Origin of the sequence: Solirhodobacter olei (assembly GCF_004010155.1) — a bacterium.
In the GTDB taxonomy this organism is placed as follows: domain Bacteria; phylum Pseudomonadota; class Alphaproteobacteria; order Rhodobacterales; family Rhodobacteraceae; genus Solirhodobacter; species Solirhodobacter olei.
In genome coordinates this window covers 1-16,456 of the sequence record NZ_RRYH01000033.1, presented here as the reverse complement: position 1 = coordinate 16,456, position 16,456 = coordinate 1, and the positions used below count along the sequence as shown (strand labels likewise).

Below are 16,456 nucleotides of genomic sequence, written 5' to 3'. Positions count from 1 at the left end.
GATCGGAGCCGGGCTGTGGCGCATATCATCGTTGTCGGAAACGAGAAGGGCGGATCGGGCAAATCCACCACCTGCATGCATGTGGCGACCGCGCTTGTGCGCATGGGCCATACCGTGGGCGCGCTCGACCTCGACCTGCGCCAGCAAAGCTTCGGCCGCTACATCGAGAACCGCCGCGCTTTCGCTGCCCAGAACGGCCTCGACCTGCCGATGCCCGAGATTCGAGCCCTGCCCGAGGTCGACCGCGCCACGCTCGCGCCGGAGGAGAACGTCTACGACCAACGCCTCTCCGCCGCGGTGACGGAGCTGGAGCCGGCCTGCGACTTCATCATCATCGACTGCCCCGGCTCGCACACCCGCCTCAGCCAGGTGGCGCATTCGCTGGCCGACACGCTGATCACGCCGCTGAACGACAGCTTCATCGACTTCGACCTGCTGGCCCGGATCGACGCCGAGACCAACAAGGTCAAGGGCCCCTCGATCTATTCCGAGATGGTCTGGCACGCCCGCCAGCTGCGCGCCCAGGCCGGGCTGAAGCCGATCGACTGGATCGTGGTCAGGAACCGCCTCGGCGCGCAGCAGATGCACAACAAGCGCAAGGTCGGCGCCGCGCTGGAGGATCTCTCCCGCCGCATCGGCTTCCGCGTCGCGCCGGGCTTCTCCGAACGGGTCATCTTCCGCGAGCTTTTCCCGCGAGGGTTGACGCTGCTGGACCTGAAGCATGTCGGCGTGGAGCATCTGAACATCTCCAACGTCGCCGCCCGCCAGGAACTGCGCGACCTGATGACCGAGCTGAAGCTGCCCGGCGTCTCGGTCGACTTCTGAGCCGGCATCCCCGGCCCGCCGTCCGGACCGATCTTCCAGACCCACCTTCCCGGCCCGCGCCCGGTCCCCATAAGGGCGCGCCCGGGCCGGGGTGATTCGCCCCGATCCGGCCCGATCCGGCCCGACGACCGCCAATTTTCGGTCCCGTTCGTTTTGTCACCCTACCGTCACAAAACGTCGCAAATCCTTCAATCACTGGTGATACCGACGCCGCGACTGAAGCGGCGTCCTCCTCGCTTGCCATGCGCTCGATTTGGCCCTTAGCTGGGTCTGCTCGGGCGAACCGAACGGCAAGACGCGGTTCGCGGACCCGCCGCACACGCGGCTTCAGCCGAGCCAACACCGATGGGGAGCGACCCGAATGAAAGTGACCAATCGACTCTTGATCACGGCAGGCGCGCTGGCGCTTTACGCCACGGCCAACATGGCCGCGGCCGCCGACATGAACGCCCTTTACGCCGCCGCGAAGAAGGAAGGCGAACTGACCACGATCGCCCTGCCGCATGACTGGTGCGGCTACGGCAACGTCATCGCCAACTTCAAGAAGAAGTACCCCGGCATCAAGGTGAACGAGCTGAACCCGGATGCGGGCTCTGGCGACGAGATCCAGGCGATCAAGGCCAACGAGAACAACAAGGGCCCGCAGGCGCCGGACGTGATTGACGTCGGCCTGGCCTTCGGCCCGGCGGCCAAGAAGGAAGGCCTGATCCAGCCCTACAAGGTCTCGACCTGGGCCTCGATCCCGGATTCGGCCAAGGATGCCGACGGCTACTGGTACGGCGACTACTACGGCGTGATGGCCTTCGGCGTGAACAAGGACATCATCAAGAACACGCCGAAGGACTGGTCGGACCTGCTGAAGCCGGAATACGCCAATGCCGTCGCGCTCGCGGGTGACCCGCGTTCCGCGAACCAGGCGATCCTCGGCGTGATGGCCGCGGGCATGGCCACCGGCGCCGCGCCGGGCAAGGCCTCCGGCGATGCCGGTCTGAAGTTCTTCGCCGAGATGAACAAGAAGGGCAACTTCGTGCCCGTCGTCGCCAAGTCGGGCACCATCGCCCAGGGCGCGACGCCGATCGCGATCGCCTGGGACTACAACCTGCTGGCGTGGAAGGACAGCCTGAAGGGCAACCCGCCGATGGACGTGGTTGTGCCGAAGTCTGGCGTCGTGGCCGGTGTCTATGTGCAGGCGATCTCCAAGTTCGCGCCGCACCCGGAAGCCGCCAAGCTCTGGATGGAGTACCTCTACTCCGACGAGGGCCAGCTCGGCTGGCTCGCCGGCTACTGCCACCCGATCCGCTTCAACGACATGGCGAAGCGCAAGGTGATCCCGCAGAAGCTGATGGACGCGCTGCCGCCGGCCGAAGGCTACGCCAAGGCCGTCTTCCCGACGCTGGATGAGCAGGCCGCCTCCAAGACCGCCGTCGTCGGCGGCTGGGACGGCGTCGTCGGTGCCAACGTGAAGTAAGCCGCAAGGCGCAACACCGGGCCGCCCCGCGCTTCCGCGGGGCGGTCCCGCTTCCTCTGCCGGATCCGCGAGCATGGCCTCCCTCTCCTCCAGCGTGATGACCCAAGCACGCCCGCAGCGCCGCGAGGCCTGGCTCAAATGGGTCGGGATCATCCCCTTCGCGATCTTCTCGGTGATGTTCCTGATCCTGCCGACGCTCTACATCGTCTTCGGCGCCTTCCAGACACAGGCCGGCGCCTTCACGCTTCAGAACATCCGCGACCTGAACACGGACCTGATCCGCGCGGCCTATGCGATCTCGATCAAGATCAGCCTGGCCTCCGCGTTGATTGGCTGTGTCGTGGGCTTCGCCATTTCCGCCGCCGTCGTCTTCGGCGGACTGCCGAAATGGGTGCGCGGCCCGATCATGACCTTTTCCGGCGTCGCCTCGAACTTCGCCGGCGTGCCGCTGGCCTTCGCCTTCATCGCGACGCTCGGCCCCGTCGGCATCGTCACCGTGCTTCTGCGCGACTACGGCATCAACCTGCGGGTGCTGGGCTTCAACCTGCTGACCTATTACGGCCTCGTCATCGTCTATCTCTTCTTCGAGATCCCGCTGATGATCCTCATCATCACCCCGGCGCTCGACGGGATGAAGAAGGAATGGCGCGAGGCGGCCTCGATGCTCGGCGCGAACACGCGGCAGTACTGGCAATATGTCGCGCTGCCGATCCTCTTTCCCTCGCTTCTGGGCACCTTCGCGCTTCTCTTCGCCAACGCCTTCGGCGCGGTGGCCACGGCCTATGCGCTGGCCGGCCCCGCCTTCACGCTGGTCCCGATCACGCTCTTCTCGCAGATCCGGGGCGACGTTCTCGGCAATCCCCAGCTCGGCTTCGCGCTGGCCTTCGGGATGATCGTCATCACCGGCATCGCCAACGTGATCTACATCGTGCTCAGAACCCGCGCGGAAAGGTGGATGCAATGACCCGCCGCCTCGTCTCCTGGATCATCCTCGTCCTGGGCGCGACCTATTTCATCCTGCCGCTTTTCGGGATGTTCAACTTCTCGCTGAAGATGAAGCGCGGCGTGCTGAGCTTCGAGGCGTACCGCGTCGTCCTCAACGATCCGCAGTTCCAGCAGACCTTCGGCTATTCGGTGATCCTGGCGCTGCTGACGATCGTTCTCGGCGTGCTGATCGTCGTGCCCACCGCCTACTGGGTGCGCCTGCGCCTGCCCGGCGTCCGTCCCTATGTCGAGTTCATCACCCTCCTGCCGCTGGTCATCCCGCCGATCGTCATCGTCTTCGGCTACATCCGGCTCTACAACACCTCGTCGATCCTGCCGCTGACCGGCAGTTGGATGGGCACCAACATCCTGATCCTCTTCGGCTACGCGGCGCTGGCGCTGCCCTACATGTACCGCGCGGTAGACACTGGCTTGCGCACCATAGACGTCGCCACGCTGACCGAGGCCGCGCAGAGCCTGGGCGCCGGCTGGACCCGCATCCTCGCCACCGTGATCCTGCCGAACGTGCTGGTCTCGGTCCTCTCCGGCGCGTTTCTGACCTTCGCCATCGTCATCGGCGAATACGTCTACGCGGCGCTGCTGAACCTCAACACCTTCGGGCCCTACATGGTCTGGATGGGCGGTAACCGGGCCTACGAGCCCTCGGCACTCGCCGTGATCGCCTTCGGCATCACCTGGGCCTGCATGGGCCTCATCAATCTCTTCACCCGCTTTTCGAAGCACACCAAGGCACAGAAGTAGCGCATGGGCTTCCTCGATCTCTCCCACCTCGAAAAGTCCTTCGGCACGACCCGCGTGGTGAAGGACTTCAACCTCTCCGTCGAGCAGGGGGAGTTCGTCTCCTTCCTCGGCCCCTCCGGCTGCGGCAAGACCACGGTCCTGCGCATGGTCGCGGGGTTCGAGACGCCAAGCTCCGGCTCGATCCGCATCGACGGGCAGGAGGTCACGGGCCTCCGCCCCAACCAGCGCAACATCGGCATGGTGTTCCAAGCCTACGCGCTGTTTCCCAACCTGACCGTCGCAGGCAACGTCGGCTTCGGCCTGCGCGTCGCCGGCCACCCCAAGGCCGAGATCGCCGCCCGGGTGGAGGAAATGCTGTCCCTCATCGGCCTGCCGGAGCTGGGCGAACGCTACCCGTTCCAGCTTTCCGGCGGCCAGCAGCAGCGCGTGGCGCTGGCCCGGGCGCTCGCCCCCCGCCCGCGTGTGCTTCTGCTCGACGAACCGCTCTCGGCGCTCGACGCCAAGATCCGCGTTTCGCTTCGCGAGGAGATCAAGCAGATCCAGCGCAAGCTCGGCATCACCACGATCTTCGTCACCCATGACCAGGAAGAGGCGCTCTCGATCTCCGACCGCATCGTGGTCATGCACCAGGGCATCGCCGACCAGACCGGCACGCCGTTCGAGATCTACAACACCCCCACGACCCGCTTCGTGGCGCAGTTCGTGGGCACGCTGAACACGCTCGACGCCAAGGTGCTCGACGCCGCCACCGGCCAGATCCAGATCGGCGAGGTGCCGGTGGCGCTGAACCGCGCGCTGCCCGGCGCGAACGGCGCGATCAGCCTCGCGCTTCGCCCCGAGGTCGTGGCCCTCGGCCGGCGCGAGGGGCATGGCGTGGTGCTCGAGGGCCGGATCTCCGAGGTCCACTTCCTCGGCTCCGTGATCCGCATCCGGGTCGACGTGGCCGGCCATATCGTCTCGCTCGACACATTCAACCGCCCCGACGCGCCGCCACCCGCCGTGGGGTCCACGGCCGAGATCAGCGTCTCGGCCCGCGATCTTCTGGTTTTGGCGGACTGAGCGGTGTAGAACCGGCCGCAGCGGGCAGATCCCATGTAAAGGCGGGCATGACGGGCAGAATCCTCCTCACCGGCGGCGCCGGCTATATCGGGTCGCACACCTATGCCGCGCTGTCAGAGGCCGGCTACGAGGTCGAGATCCTCGACAACTTCTCCAACGCCCGCCTCGACGTGCCCGACCGGCTGGAGATGATCACCGGCAGGCCCGTGACCGTCCACCGCTGCGACGTGCTGGACCCCGAGGGCCTCGCCCGCGTCTTCGCCTCCAACCGCTTCGACGGGGTGGTGCATTTCGCCGCGAAGAAGGCCGTGGGCGAAAGCCAGAAGATTCCGCTCGACTATATCGAGACCAACTGCACCGGCCTCGTGAATCTGATGAAGGCGATGCGCGCCGCCGGCTGCTTCCGCCTCGTCTTCTCCTCCTCGGCCACGGTCTATGCCCCGACCCTCGACTGGCCGATCCCGGAGGAGGCGGCGCTCGGCTACGCCTCCACCTACGCGCTGACGAAGCTCATGGGCGAGCAGATCATCCGCGCCACGGCCGAGGGCGATCCGCGCTGGCGCTTCGGCATCCTGCGCTACTTCAACCCGGCGGGCGCCCACCCCTCGGCGCTGATCGGGGAAGACCCCTCCGACATCCCCAACAACCTGATGCCCTATATCGCCAAGGTCGCGACCGGCGAGCTGCCGTACCTGAACGTCTTCGGCGACGACTACCCGACGCCCGACGGCACCGGCGTGCGCGACTACATCCATGTCGTCGACCTCGCAAGGGGCCATGTCCTCTCGCTCGACGCGCTGATGCGGGGGGACGAAAGCCACATCGTCAACCTCGGCACCGGCCAGGGCTATTCGGTGATGGACATGCTGAAGGCTTACGAGCGTGCCTGCGGCAAGCCCCTGCCCCATCGCGTGGCCCCCCGGCGGGAGGGCGACCTCGCCTGCTACTACGGCGATCCGGCGAAGGCGAAAACGCTTCTGGGCTTCCAGGCAGAGCGGGGGCTGGAGGACATGTGCCAAACCAGCTGGGCCTGGGTCTCGCGCGCCTCGAACAGCCGGCAGGGCTAGTCCGGGGCCGGGCCGCGTGCTGTCTCCAGCGGAGAAATTTCGTCCAAACTGAACGGACGGGGGCGTTTGCGACCGGATTTCCGGGTTTTTGCGCCGCATTGACGCGCTACGCAGGCCCCGGGCACGGGTCGGTTAATCGTGGGTTAATGTTACTTGTGGTTACGTAGGGGGGCTTGTGATCCCCGAATAATTGCAAGCATTCCGGGGGCCCCACCTCCCGGACAGGGCGCGCCTGCAGCGAGGCGCGCCCATTTAATTTCCAGCCAGGCGGTGACGGCACACGCGGGCGAAGCCCGCGGCGCGTCGCGCTATTCGATCTCGCGGGCTTCGCTGACCAGCATGATCGGGATGCCGCCGCGGATCGGGAAGGCCAGATGCGCCGCGCGCGAGACCAGTTCCTGCGCCTCCACGTCGTATTGCAGCGGACCCTGGGTCACCGGGCAGACCAGCGCCTCCAGCATCCGCCGATCGAAAAGCGGCGCCTCGGCCGGTTTGGCCGCAGCGGTCTCGGTCGTCATTGCATTCTCTCCTCTTCCCCGCCGCGCAGGGCGAATTCGAACAGCGTCACCAGCGTCTCGCGCCGGGTCGCCAGCGTCGGCGCCTCCAGCAGGGCCTGCCGGTCCTCCGGCAGGAACGGGCAGAGCATGGAAAGCGAGTTGATCAGAAGCTCGTCATCGGCCTCTTTCAGGCTGCCCCAGTCCGTCGACAGCTCCATGGCAGAGAAATACCGCCCGAGAAGGTCGAGGAAAGGTTTCCGCCGGAAGTCGGGATCGCATTCGCAAGGGCCACGGTCGCGTTCGAAGCCGCCCCAGTCGATCTCGGCCCGCCGGTAGGGGGCGAAGCCCGCGATCTCCTTCGAGATCCGGAACCGCGAGGTTCCGGTCAGGGTGATCATGTACCGCCCGTCCTCGGTCTCCGAAAAGGCGGTGACGCGCCCGGCACAGCCGATGCTGTGCAGACGCTTGGCGCAGGCTTCGGGAACCTGGCAGGGCTGGATCATCCCGATCAGCCGCTCCGGCGTCTTCAGCACGTCGTCGAGCATGGCCAGGTAGCGCGGCTCGAACAGGTGCAGCGGAAGTCGGGCCCGGGGCAGCAGAAGTGCCCCGGGCAGCGGGAAGAGCGGGATCGTGCTCGGCAAATCGGCGCGCTTGTTCATGGCCGATATTTAGGCCGCCCCAACCGTTATGCAAATATCATCGACGAGAGCCGCCGGCGGCCGCGCTGGCCCAGCGGGTCCTGCGGCTTCAGCGTGTCGAAGATCTTCAGAAGCTGGACCTTTGCGGCCCCCTCGTTCCATTCGCGGTCGCGCCGGAACAGCTCCAGCAGCTCGTCCACGGCCTCCTCGACAAGGCCCTGGGCATGCAGCGCCAGCGCCAGGTCGTAGCGCGCCTGGCTGTCCGACGGATCTGCCGCGACGGCGGCGCGCAGCGCGTCCGCCGGGCCCGCGGCCTCGGCCTGGCGCGCAAGGTCCACCGCGGCGCGCGCGGCCTCGATCTCCTTGGCAGTGGCGATCTCCGCCGGCACGCCCTTCAGAAGCGCCTCGGCCTGCTCCAGGCTGCCGCCCGCAAGCTCGGCCCGTACCAGCCCACTGTAGGCGGCGGCATTGGCGGGCTCCTGTTCGAGGATCGCCGCGAAGGTCTCGGCGGCATCGACCGCGGCCCCCTCGGCCAGCATCGTCTCGGCCGCCTCGAGCGCGGCGCCAAGGCCCCCGTCATCGCCGCCCATCTCGCTGAGCTTGGACACGAACTTGTTGACCTCCGAGGCCGGCAGCGCGCCCTGGAAGCCGTCGACGGGCTTGCCGTCGAAGAAGGCATAGACCGTGGGGATCGACTGGATGCGAAGCTGCCCGGCGATCCCGGGGTTCTCGTCCACGTTGATCTTGACCATGCGCACCTTGCCGCGCGCGGCCTGCACCGCAGCTTCCAGCGCCGGGCCCAGCTGCTTGCACGGCCCGCACCAGGGTGCCCAGAAATCGACGATCACCGGCACCTCGCGCGAGGCGTCGATGACATCGGACATAAAGGTCGCATCGGACCCGTCGGTGACCAGGGCGCCAGCCGGCGCCTCCTTCGGTTTCGCGTTCAGTTCCAGCATTTGTTCCCCCGATCATTGGGCTTTCGCCCTATATGTGCCCGCCGGCCCCAAAGGCCAAGGGGAAAGCGCCGGGGCGGACGGAGATGCCGCAGCCCCGGCGCTCGAGGAGGGGAGGAGGAACGGGAGGAGGGCGGGGCGCGGCAACCGCCGCGCACGCGCCGGGCGCCGTCACAGGTGCTGGACGACGTAATCGGCGAAGGCGTTGACCAGCGCGTTCTGGTACTGGTGGCTGTTCGGCGTCATCACCACCACGTTGGTGCCCGCGGGCGCCGTGGCCGGCGGGGCGGAGGCGACGCTCAGCCGGTAGACCGTTTTGACCGAGGTCGCGCCTTTCCCGGCGGGGGAGGGCTTCTCGACGAAGACCACGCCGGTCAGCACCGCGCGCTCCTGCTGGCTCGACTGCGGCGAAGGCGGCAGCACTTCGGAGGCGATCTTCACCCGCAGCACCTGGCCCTGAGCCTGCAGCCGGTCGCCCAGCCGCGCCGCCAGCGCGCGCTTCAGAAGACCCGGCAGAACCGTCGCCTGATCCGGCGCCGCGCGGAACGCGTCGAGCTTGGCGGAGACGGTGATATCCTTGATCGCGCCGGGCGCGGCCGTGGCCGCAGCCGTTCCCGTGGCCGCAGCCGTTCCCTGCGCCAGGGCGAACCCGGGCGCCACGGCGACCGACAGGGCGAGCAGAGACACCGGAAGAAGGCGGCGCGGGGCAAGACGCTTGGCTTGGAGCTTTGCCATGATTTCCTCCATCGCTACGACGGCCATCGCTCGGCCGACGCAACACAGCTGTCCCCTCGCGGCCCGCATACAAGTCCATGCCCCCCGGGAAAGCGCGGTCACGGTGCCCGAATACCCCAAAGCGGTCAGCTTCGGCCGAACCGATTGGGCGATATCAGCGACCCGCCGCCGGTTCCCTCGCGGGACCGGAACTTGGCCCGCCTGTTGCCGATCTGCATGGGGCGGGTGGGGAAAGAAAGATTAAGGGAGGCTGGGCGATGGCGGGGTCCCGATACGACCGCGCCGCCCGGCCTGGGACGGCGGGGCGGCGCGGATTGTGCCCGGCCGGGGGACGCCTCGCGGCCGGAACGGGGCTGGGCGCGGGGCGCGCGGGGCGCGCGCACCGCGCCGGTCAGCGGGTCAGAGATGGGCCACGACGTAATCGGCGAAAGACTTCACCATCGCCTGGCGCAGCATCCGGTCATGATGCGGCTCCATTCCCGTCTCGCCGTGCTCCATGTAGGCCGCGGCATCCTGCGGCGTGACCGTCAGCCGATAGGCCTTCGACACCGAAGTGGTGTGATCGATCCCGGCGCCCGGATCGGCATAGAGCGGCCGCTCCACCAGCACCGTGCCGGCAAGGGCCGGCCCCTTCATCCCGTTATGCGTATGAACAGCGGCATCCGAAAGCCGGACCTCGACGGTCATCCCTCCGGCCGCGCGCCGCCCGCCAAGCCGCTGCGCAATGGCCGAGGAAAGCTCCGTCTTCACCTGTGGCCATTGCGCCTGGCCCTGCACGGCGGCGGCGGCGCCATCCTCGACACGGACCGCCTGCATCATCGGCGTGGCTGCAAGGCTGGGCCCCGCGGCCAGCGCCGTCAGAACCGCGGCGAGCCCGGCGGAAAGTCGGATCGAGCGTTGCATCTTAACCTCCTGATCTGCGGCGCCCCGGCATGGGCGTCGTTCAGAAGAGCTGGGATCGGACGGCGCGGCGCACAACGCACGGGCCTTCGAAACCCCGTGCCCGGCCGTGAGGACGCCGTGAGGGTCCCGTGAGACGGCCGTGAGGCGCCCGCGCGCCTTGCGCCGGGTGCCAGACGGATCGGGGTTCGGGCCTAGAGGTCGAAGCTCGCGAAGACCGGCGCGTGGTCAGAGGGCTGCTCCCACCCGCGCGCGTCGCGCAGGACGCGGCTGCCATGGGCCGCCCCGGCGATATCCGGCGTCGCCCAGACATGGTCGAGCCTGCGGCCCTTGTCGGCCGCGTCCCAGTCCTTCGCCCGGTAGGACCACCAGGAGTACAGCAGCCCCTCGGGGATATCCGCCCGCGTCACGTCCACCCAGGCGCCCGCCTCCTGCGCCTCGGCCAGATGCGCCACCTCCACCGGCGTATGGCTGACGATCTTCAGCAGCGCCTTGTGGTTCCAGACGTCGTCCTCCCTGGGGGCGATGTTCAGATCGCCCACCAGGATCGACTTCGCCGGAGCCTCGGCGCGGAAGTGGTCGCGCATCTGGGTCAGCACGTCGAGCTTCTGGCCGAACTTCTCGTTCGCCTCGCGGTCCGGCACGTCGCCGCCCGCGGGGATGTAGTAGTTGTGGATGGTCACGCCGTTCTCCAGCCGCGCCGCGACATGGCGGGCGTGCCCCATGCCGATCAGGTCGCGCCCGCCGGCATCCTCAAGCGGCAGCTTCGACAGGATCGCCACGCCGTTGTAGCCCTTCTGGCCGCGCGCAACCATGTGGGTGTAGCCGAGCGCCTGGAAGGTCTCGACCGGGATCTTCTCCACCGGGCTCTTGCATTCCTGCAGGCAGAGCACGTCCGGCCCCTCCTCCCGCATAAGCCGGGCGACGAGCCCCTCGCGCAGGCGAACCGAATTGATGTTCCAGGTGGCAAGGGTGAAGGGCATGAGGGTCTCCGATTGACGCCGGCGGAGATTAGCCAGACTGTTCGGCAGAGGCCACCCGCAAAGCCGCCTGAAGGCCCCTCACCGAAAGCATTCCCGATGACCGCCCCGCTGATCCGCGCCAACCGCAACTACAGGCTGCTCATCCTTTCCTCGACCGTGTCGCGCTTCGGCGACGGGGCGACCGCGGTGGCGCTGCCCTGGCTCGCCACGCTCCTGACCCGAGACCCGGTGCTGATCTCGCTCGTCGCCATGGCCGGGCGGCTGCCGTGGTTCCTGTTCTCGCTGCCCGCCGGGGTCTGGACCGACCGGGCCGACCGGCAGCGCCTGATGGTGCGGGCCGATCTCGCCCGCATGGTGCTGACGCTGATGATCGTGGCGCTGATCCTGTCCACCCCCGGCCTCTCCGGCCCGGCCCTGCTCTTCCCCGGCGCCGGCGGCGCGGCGCCCGTGCTGGCGCTCGCCGCGCTTTCCTTCCTGATCGGCGCGGCCGAGGTGCTGCACGACAACGCGGCGCAGACGCTGCTGCCCTCGGTGGTGGCGCCGTCGGACCTGGAGCGCGCCAACGGCCAGATGTGGTCGGCCAACACCATCATGGAGCGGTTCCTCGGCCCGCCGGTGGCGGGGCTGCTGATTGCGGCCGGCATCGCGCTGCCCTTCGGCTTCGATGCCACAAGCTTCGCGCTCGCCGCCGCGCTGGTCTGGCTGATGCTGATCCCGCCGGTGCCGCTGCGCCCCCGCGCGCCCTTCCTCAAGGAGCTGCGCGAGGGGGTGGACTGGCTGCGGGGCAACCGGCTGATCCTGCGGCTGGCGGTGATGCTGGGGCTGCTGAACGCTTCCTACATGGCGATCTTCACCGTGCTGGTGCTCTACGCGCAGGAGATCCTGCACCTGGACTCGCTCGGCTACGGGCTGATGATGGCGGCCGGGGCCTGCGGCGGCGTGCTGGGCGGGCTCGCCTCGCCCCGGCTCTGCGCCCGGCTCGGCCTGCGCCGCAGCCTGATCGTGGCGCTCGCAGCCTTCACCGCCTCCTATGCCGTCTTCGCGCTCACCGGCTCGCCCGTCGTGGCAGGACTGGCCGAGGCCGTAAGCGCGGCGGGCTCGATGCTCTGGAACGTCGCCACCGTCTCGTTCCGGCAGCGGCTGATCCCGCCGCGCATCCTCGGCCGGGTGAACAGCCTCTACCGCTTCCTCGGCTGGGGCTCGATGCCGCTCGGCGCGCTGGCGGGGGGTGCGATGGTCTCTCTGCTCGAAGGGCCGGTGGGCCGGGCCGACGCGCTGCGCGCGCCCTTCGCGCTGGCGGCGTTCGGAACGCTCCTGATGCTCGTCTATGCCGCCCGCCGGCTGCGCATCGACTAGGCCGGCCGCCGCCCTCCGCCCTCCGGCGGGCCGGCCGGATCACATCGCCCCGGCAGTCCCGACGCCGGGCAGGCCCCGCCGCAAAAGAAAGGCCCGGCCGGAGGCCGGGCCAGTCCAACAGGGAGGATCCGCATCATTACCCCGACGCGGCCAGGGGGTTCCGTCAAATCGGCCCATGGGCCACTCAACTGTAGATATAGTAATTTATCTTCGCACTGTTTCCATGGAATGCCAGCGTTTTTCAGGCCCAACCCAAAAGCACAGCTAATGGTGTCTCCCGCCCGCCACAGCATTGCGGCGGGACTCCGCCGAAGATCCGCCCGGACCCAGCAAAAAAAGGCCCGGCGCGAGGCCGGGCCAGTCCAACAGGGAGGAGCCGCGTCTTCACCCCGACGCGGCGAGGGGAACTTGTACCGGATCTTGCACTACAGCTGACATTTTACGTTCAGAATCCGGCAACAATGTGTCCTAGGCGACGAGGCGGTAACCGCCCGATTCAGTCACCAGCAGACGCGCGTTCGAGGGATCGGGCTCGATCTTCTGACGCAGCCGGTAGATGTGGGTTTCCAGCGTGTGCGTGGTCACGCCGGCGTTGTAGCCCCAGACCTCGTGCAGAAGCACCTCGCGCGGCACGACGCCCTCGGTCGCGCGGTAGAGGAACTTCAGGATGTTGGTCTCCTTCTCCGTCAGCCGGATCTTCCGGTCGCGGTCGTCCACCAGCACCTTCTGGGCCGGGCGGAACGTGTAGGGGCCAAGCTGGAAGACGGCGTCTTCCGATTGCTCGTGCTGGCGCAGCTGCGCCCGGATCCGGGCCAGAAGCACGGGGAACTTGAACGGCTTCGTCACGTAGTCGTTCGCCCCGGAGTCGAGGCCGAGGATCGTGTCGCTGTCCGTGTCGTGGCCGGTCAGCATCAGCACCGGGCATTTCACGCCCTGCTTGCGCATCCGGCGGCACAGTTCGCGCCCGTCCGTATCCGGCAGGCCGACATCGAGGATGATCAGGTCGTAGTGACCGCCTTTGAGACGATCCATCGCGCCATGTCCGTCGCCGGCTTCGAAAACGTCGAAGTCTTCGGTCATCACCAGCTGTTCGGACAGCGCCTCACGCAGGTCTTCTTCGTCGTCTACGAGCAGGATTTTCTTAAGGTTTGCCATGCACTGGGTCTCCGTCACGGTCTTGCATGCCTATCGCAGATGCGCCCTGCCCCACGCGCTGACAAGCCTTGTGGTGTTTTTTTCACGCGGACGTGTCGCGCCCGGGGAAATTGTTTCAATTTGCCGCCCGCCGCCCTAGATAGACGTGATCCATCGCTCTGGCCCCGCCCATGACCCTGCGCCCGACCCTTGCCGAAACCCTCTCCCGCGCCCGCGCAGACATGCGCATGGGCCTTCCGGTCGTTCTGACCGGCCCGGGCGAGGCGATCCTCGCCGCGGCGGCCGAGACGCTGTCGGCCGAGCGGCTGGCGGACCTGCGCGCGCTCGGGCAGCCCTTTGGCGAGGCCCCGGCCCTGGCGGTAACGGCCTGGCGGGCAGAGACGCTGAAGGCCCGCGCCTATGACGGCGACATCGCCCGCCTCGCCGTTCCGGCAGAGGCGGACCTGGCCTGGATTCGCGCCACGGCGGATCCTTCGGGCGACCTGATGACGCCGATGAAGGGCCCCTTCCGGTCGCTGCGCGGCGGGGATCCGTCCCTGAGCGCGACCGCGATCCAGCTTGCCAAGACCGCGCATCTGCTGCCCGCCGCCGTCACCCTGCCGGTGGCGGACGGCGCCGCGCTGGCCGAGGCCGAGGGGCTGACCCTGGTCCCGGTGACGGCCGCCTGCCACGCACTTCTCGCCGCCCCCGAGCTGCACCCCGTCGCCGCCGCCCGCCTGCCAATGCAGGCCGCGAGTGCCGGGCGTGTCCATATCTTCCGCCCCGAGGACGGGGGCGAGGAGCATTACGCCATCGAGATCGGCCGCCCCGACCGCTCCAAACCCGTGCTGACCCGGCTCCACTCCGCCTGCTTCACCGGTGACGTGCTGGGCTCGCTGAAATGCGACTGCGGCCCGCAGCTCCGCGCGGCGCTTGGACAGATGGGGGCAGAGGGCGCCGGGATCCTCCTCTACCTCAACCAGGAGGGCCGCGGCATCGGGCTCGCCAACAAGATGCGGGCCTATTCGCTGCAGGACCAGGGCTTCGATACGGTCGAGGCCAACCACCGCCTGGGCTTCGAGGATGACGAGCGCGACTTCCGCATCGGCGCCGGGATCCTGCGCAAGATGGGCGTCTCGAAACTGCGGCTTCTTACCAACAACCCGGCGAAGCTCCGCATGATGCAGGCGATGGGGCTGGAGGTGGCCGAGCGCGTGCCCCTGAAGGTCGGCCGCACGCCCGAGAACGCGGCCTATCTCGCCACCAAGGCCGCGAAATCCGGCCACCTGCTGTGAGTACGCTCCTGGTGACCCGCTGGGGCGCGCGGCTTGGCTCCCGCCGGATGCCCTGCGCGCTGGGGCGCGGCGGGATGACGCGCGACAAGCACGAGGGCGATGGCGCGACGCCTGCGGGCCTCTGGCGCGTCACTGGCCTCCTGTACCGGCCGGACCGCCTGCCGGCCTCCGCCGTGCCGCCCTGGGCGCGGCCGATCAGCCCGCGCGACCTCTGGTCCGACGACCCCGCCGACCCGGCCTACAACCACGCCACCCGTGCGCCGCACGCCTTCAGCCACGAGCGCCTGCGCCGCGCCGATCCGCTTTACGATCTGGTGCTGACGAGCGATGTGAACTGGCCCGAGGCGGTGCCCGGCAAAGGCTCCGCCCTGTTCCTCCACCGCTGGCGCAAGCCGCGCCACCCGACGGCAGGCTGCATCGCCTTCGCGCCCGCGGATATCTTGTGGCTCGCCTGGGCCATGCCCCCCGGCGCCAAGGTCTTCGTCAGGGACTGAGCGCCCCCCCTGCCCGACCTCAACGCACCACGCGCGCCCCGAAGATCGCCGAGCCTACGCGCACATGCGTCGCCCCCTCGGCGATTGCCACCTCGAAATCAGAGCTCATGCCCATCGAGAGCCCGGACAGCCCGTTGCGTTCCGCGATCTCGCGAAGCGCCCGGAAATGCGGCCGCGCGTCCTCGCCGTCGGGCGGGATGCACATCAGCCCGGCCAAGGGCAGGTCCATCCCCCGGCAGGTGGCGATGAAATCATCGGCAGCCTCGGGCAGCACGCCCGCCTTCTGCGGCTCGGCTCCGGTGTTGACCTGCACGAACAGCTCCGGGCAGCCGCCCCGCGCCTGCACCTGGCGCGCCAGCTTCTCGGCCAGGCTCGGCCGGTCCAGCGTATGGATCGCCTCGAACAGCTCCACCGCTTGCTTGGCCTTGTTGGATTGCAGCGGCCCGATCATGTGGACGGCCAGCCCCGGGAAGCGGTCGCGCCAGGCCGGCCATTTGGCGCCCGCCTCCTGCACGTAATTCTCGCCGAAAAGCCGATGGCCCGCCTGCAGCACCGCCTCGACCCGCTCCGGCGGCTGCAGCTTAGACACCGCGATCAGCTGCACCGAGCCTTCCGGCCGTCCCGCCGCCCGTTCCGCTGCCGCGATCCTCGCCACGATGTCTTCAAGCGCCATCCGCCCACTCCCTGCCGATGACCCTTGCTCGCAAATGAAAAGAGCGGGCACAAGGCCCGCTCTTCCCATGCACTGTCCGTCTCGTATTAGAACGAGAACTTCACGCCGAGGTCGGCGTACATCTTCTTGGAGTACTGCTGGCGAACCGAGCCGACGACCGCGGCACCCGAGCCCAGGTCGTAGGACGCGCCCACACCGTAGGTGGTCTTGGTGCCGGTCGCGATCGCGAGCTTGCTCGAGTGCGACACGAAGGCCTGCACGGTGGTCGCGCCGAACTTGGTGTTCCCGTAGAGGGTCACGATGTTGCCGTAGGGGTTGGCCCCCGCAGCCATATCGATGGTGTCGGAGTTGTGGCCATAAGCAAGGCCGATGTTCGAGTTGCCAAGGGCGTACTCGACCACCGCGGTCTCTTCGGAACCGCCGTTCGCGCCGTTCTGGTGCAGACCACCGAGTTCGAACGACAGGGCGCCAGCCTTGTAGGCAACGCTCAGCGACGATTCGTGGTTGGAAGCCGAGGTGTTACCCTTCGTCTGGTAGCCGGCACGGACGACCAGGCCGCCCATGGTGTAGGTGGCCAGAACGCCGTTGTTGCCAGCGCCGGTCGAGGAGTAGCCGACGATGCCGTTTTGC

The 16,456-nt window shown here is 68.2% G+C and carries 18 protein-coding genes; 9 read left to right on the top strand and 9 right to left on the bottom strand.

The window, feature by feature from the left end:
- Positions 1-15: 15 nt before the first annotated feature.
- The 6 genes from EIP85_RS19000 (at position 16) to galE (ending at position 6,165) form a co-directional block, all read left to right on the top strand.
- A complete protein-coding gene (locus tag EIP85_RS19000; protein ID WP_127903796.1) occupies positions 16-825 on the top strand; it encodes a division plane positioning ATPase MipZ in 810 nt (269 codons plus the stop codon).
- Between the two features lie 424 nt (positions 826-1,249).
- On the top strand, positions 1,250-2,293 hold the full coding sequence (locus EIP85_RS18995) for an ABC transporter substrate-binding protein (RefSeq protein ID WP_241560101.1): 1,044 nt from the start codon (positions 1,250-1,252) through the stop codon (positions 2,291-2,293).
- A gap of 73 nt (positions 2,294-2,366) precedes the next feature.
- Positions 2,367-3,257: an ABC transporter permease gene (locus tag EIP85_RS18990; protein WP_127903794.1), complete on the top strand. Its 891-nt coding sequence runs from the start codon at positions 2,367-2,369 to the stop codon at positions 3,255-3,257.
- Complete coding sequence (locus EIP85_RS18985; RefSeq protein ID WP_127903793.1) at positions 3,254-4,039, top strand: ABC transporter permease; 786 nt, start codon at positions 3,254-3,256, stop codon at positions 4,037-4,039. The genes EIP85_RS18990 and EIP85_RS18985 overlap by 4 nt, the downstream gene beginning before the upstream one ends.
- 3 nt (positions 4,040-4,042) lie before the next feature.
- The gene (locus EIP85_RS18980; RefSeq protein ID WP_127903792.1) at positions 4,043-5,098 is read left to right on the top strand and encodes an ABC transporter ATP-binding protein; all 1,056 of its coding nucleotides are present in this window, start codon (positions 4,043-4,045) and stop codon (positions 5,096-5,098) included.
- Between the two features lie 47 nt (positions 5,099-5,145).
- Complete coding sequence (gene galE / locus EIP85_RS18975; protein ID WP_127903791.1) at positions 5,146-6,165, top strand: UDP-glucose 4-epimerase GalE; 1,020 nt, start codon at positions 5,146-5,148, stop codon at positions 6,163-6,165.
- 308 nt (positions 6,166-6,473) lie between these two features.
- Here galE and EIP85_RS18970 read toward each other — a convergent pair whose 3' ends face one another.
- The 6 genes from EIP85_RS18970 to EIP85_RS18945 all read right to left on the bottom strand — a co-directional run bounded on the left by EIP85_RS18970 (position 6,474) and on the right by EIP85_RS18945 (position 10,874).
- Positions 6,474-6,683, bottom strand: a complete 210-nt coding sequence (locus EIP85_RS18970; protein WP_127903790.1) for a Trm112 family protein — start codon at positions 6,681-6,683, stop codon at positions 6,474-6,476.
- Positions 6,680-7,321: an LON peptidase substrate-binding domain-containing protein gene (locus EIP85_RS18965; RefSeq protein WP_127903789.1), complete on the bottom strand. Its 642-nt coding sequence runs from the start codon at positions 7,319-7,321 to the stop codon at positions 6,680-6,682. Before EIP85_RS18965 ends, EIP85_RS18970 begins: the two co-directional genes overlap by 4 nt.
- A 26-nt stretch (positions 7,322-7,347) precedes the next feature.
- Positions 7,348-8,259 (bottom strand): thioredoxin family protein, encoded by a 912-nt coding sequence (locus tag EIP85_RS18960; RefSeq protein WP_127903788.1) that lies wholly within the window; start codon positions 8,257-8,259, stop codon positions 7,348-7,350.
- 168 nt (positions 8,260-8,427) lie between these two features.
- On the bottom strand, positions 8,428-8,991 hold the full coding sequence (locus tag EIP85_RS18955) for a hypothetical protein (RefSeq protein ID WP_127903787.1): 564 nt from the start codon (positions 8,989-8,991) through the stop codon (positions 8,428-8,430).
- 399 nt (positions 8,992-9,390) lie between these two features.
- A complete protein-coding gene (locus EIP85_RS18950; RefSeq protein ID WP_127903786.1) occupies positions 9,391-9,894 on the bottom strand; it encodes a hypothetical protein in 504 nt (167 codons plus the stop codon).
- 191 nt (positions 9,895-10,085) lie between these two features.
- A complete protein-coding gene (locus tag EIP85_RS18945) occupies positions 10,086-10,874 on the bottom strand; it encodes an exodeoxyribonuclease III (RefSeq protein WP_127903785.1) in 789 nt (262 codons plus the stop codon).
- 96 nt (positions 10,875-10,970) lie between these two features.
- Between EIP85_RS18945 and EIP85_RS18940 the strand changes: the two genes are divergently transcribed.
- A complete protein-coding gene (locus EIP85_RS18940) occupies positions 10,971-12,230 on the top strand; it encodes an MFS transporter (RefSeq protein ID WP_127903784.1) in 1,260 nt (419 codons plus the stop codon).
- A gap of 468 nt (positions 12,231-12,698) precedes the next feature.
- Here the strand turns inward: EIP85_RS18940 and EIP85_RS18935 are convergent, their stop codons facing one another.
- Entirely contained in the window at positions 12,699-13,385 is a 687-nt protein-coding gene (locus EIP85_RS18935) for a response regulator transcription factor (protein WP_127903783.1), read from the bottom strand.
- Between the two features lie 170 nt (positions 13,386-13,555).
- On the opposite strand from EIP85_RS18935, the gene ribA reads away from it, so the two are divergent.
- Together ribA and EIP85_RS18925 are read left to right on the top strand one after the other, a co-directional pair.
- The gene (gene ribA / locus EIP85_RS18930) at positions 13,556-14,659 is read left to right on the top strand and encodes a GTP cyclohydrolase II (RefSeq protein WP_127903782.1); all 1,104 of its coding nucleotides are present in this window, start codon (positions 13,556-13,558) and stop codon (positions 14,657-14,659) included.
- Positions 14,656-15,153, top strand: a complete 498-nt coding sequence (locus EIP85_RS18925; RefSeq protein WP_127903781.1) for a L,D-transpeptidase family protein — start codon at positions 14,656-14,658, stop codon at positions 15,151-15,153. The genes ribA and EIP85_RS18925 overlap by 4 nt, the downstream gene beginning before the upstream one ends.
- Before the next feature lie 19 nt (positions 15,154-15,172).
- On the opposite strand, the gene EIP85_RS18920 is transcribed toward EIP85_RS18925, so the two are convergent.
- Both EIP85_RS18920 and EIP85_RS18915 read right to left on the bottom strand, forming a co-directional pair.
- Entirely contained in the window at positions 15,173-15,826 is a 654-nt protein-coding gene (locus EIP85_RS18920) for a YggS family pyridoxal phosphate-dependent enzyme (protein ID WP_127903780.1), read from the bottom strand.
- 86 nt (positions 15,827-15,912) lie between these two features.
- Positions 15,913-16,456 (bottom strand): porin (locus EIP85_RS18915; protein WP_127903779.1); only part of this gene is annotated, 544 nt, incomplete at its 5' end.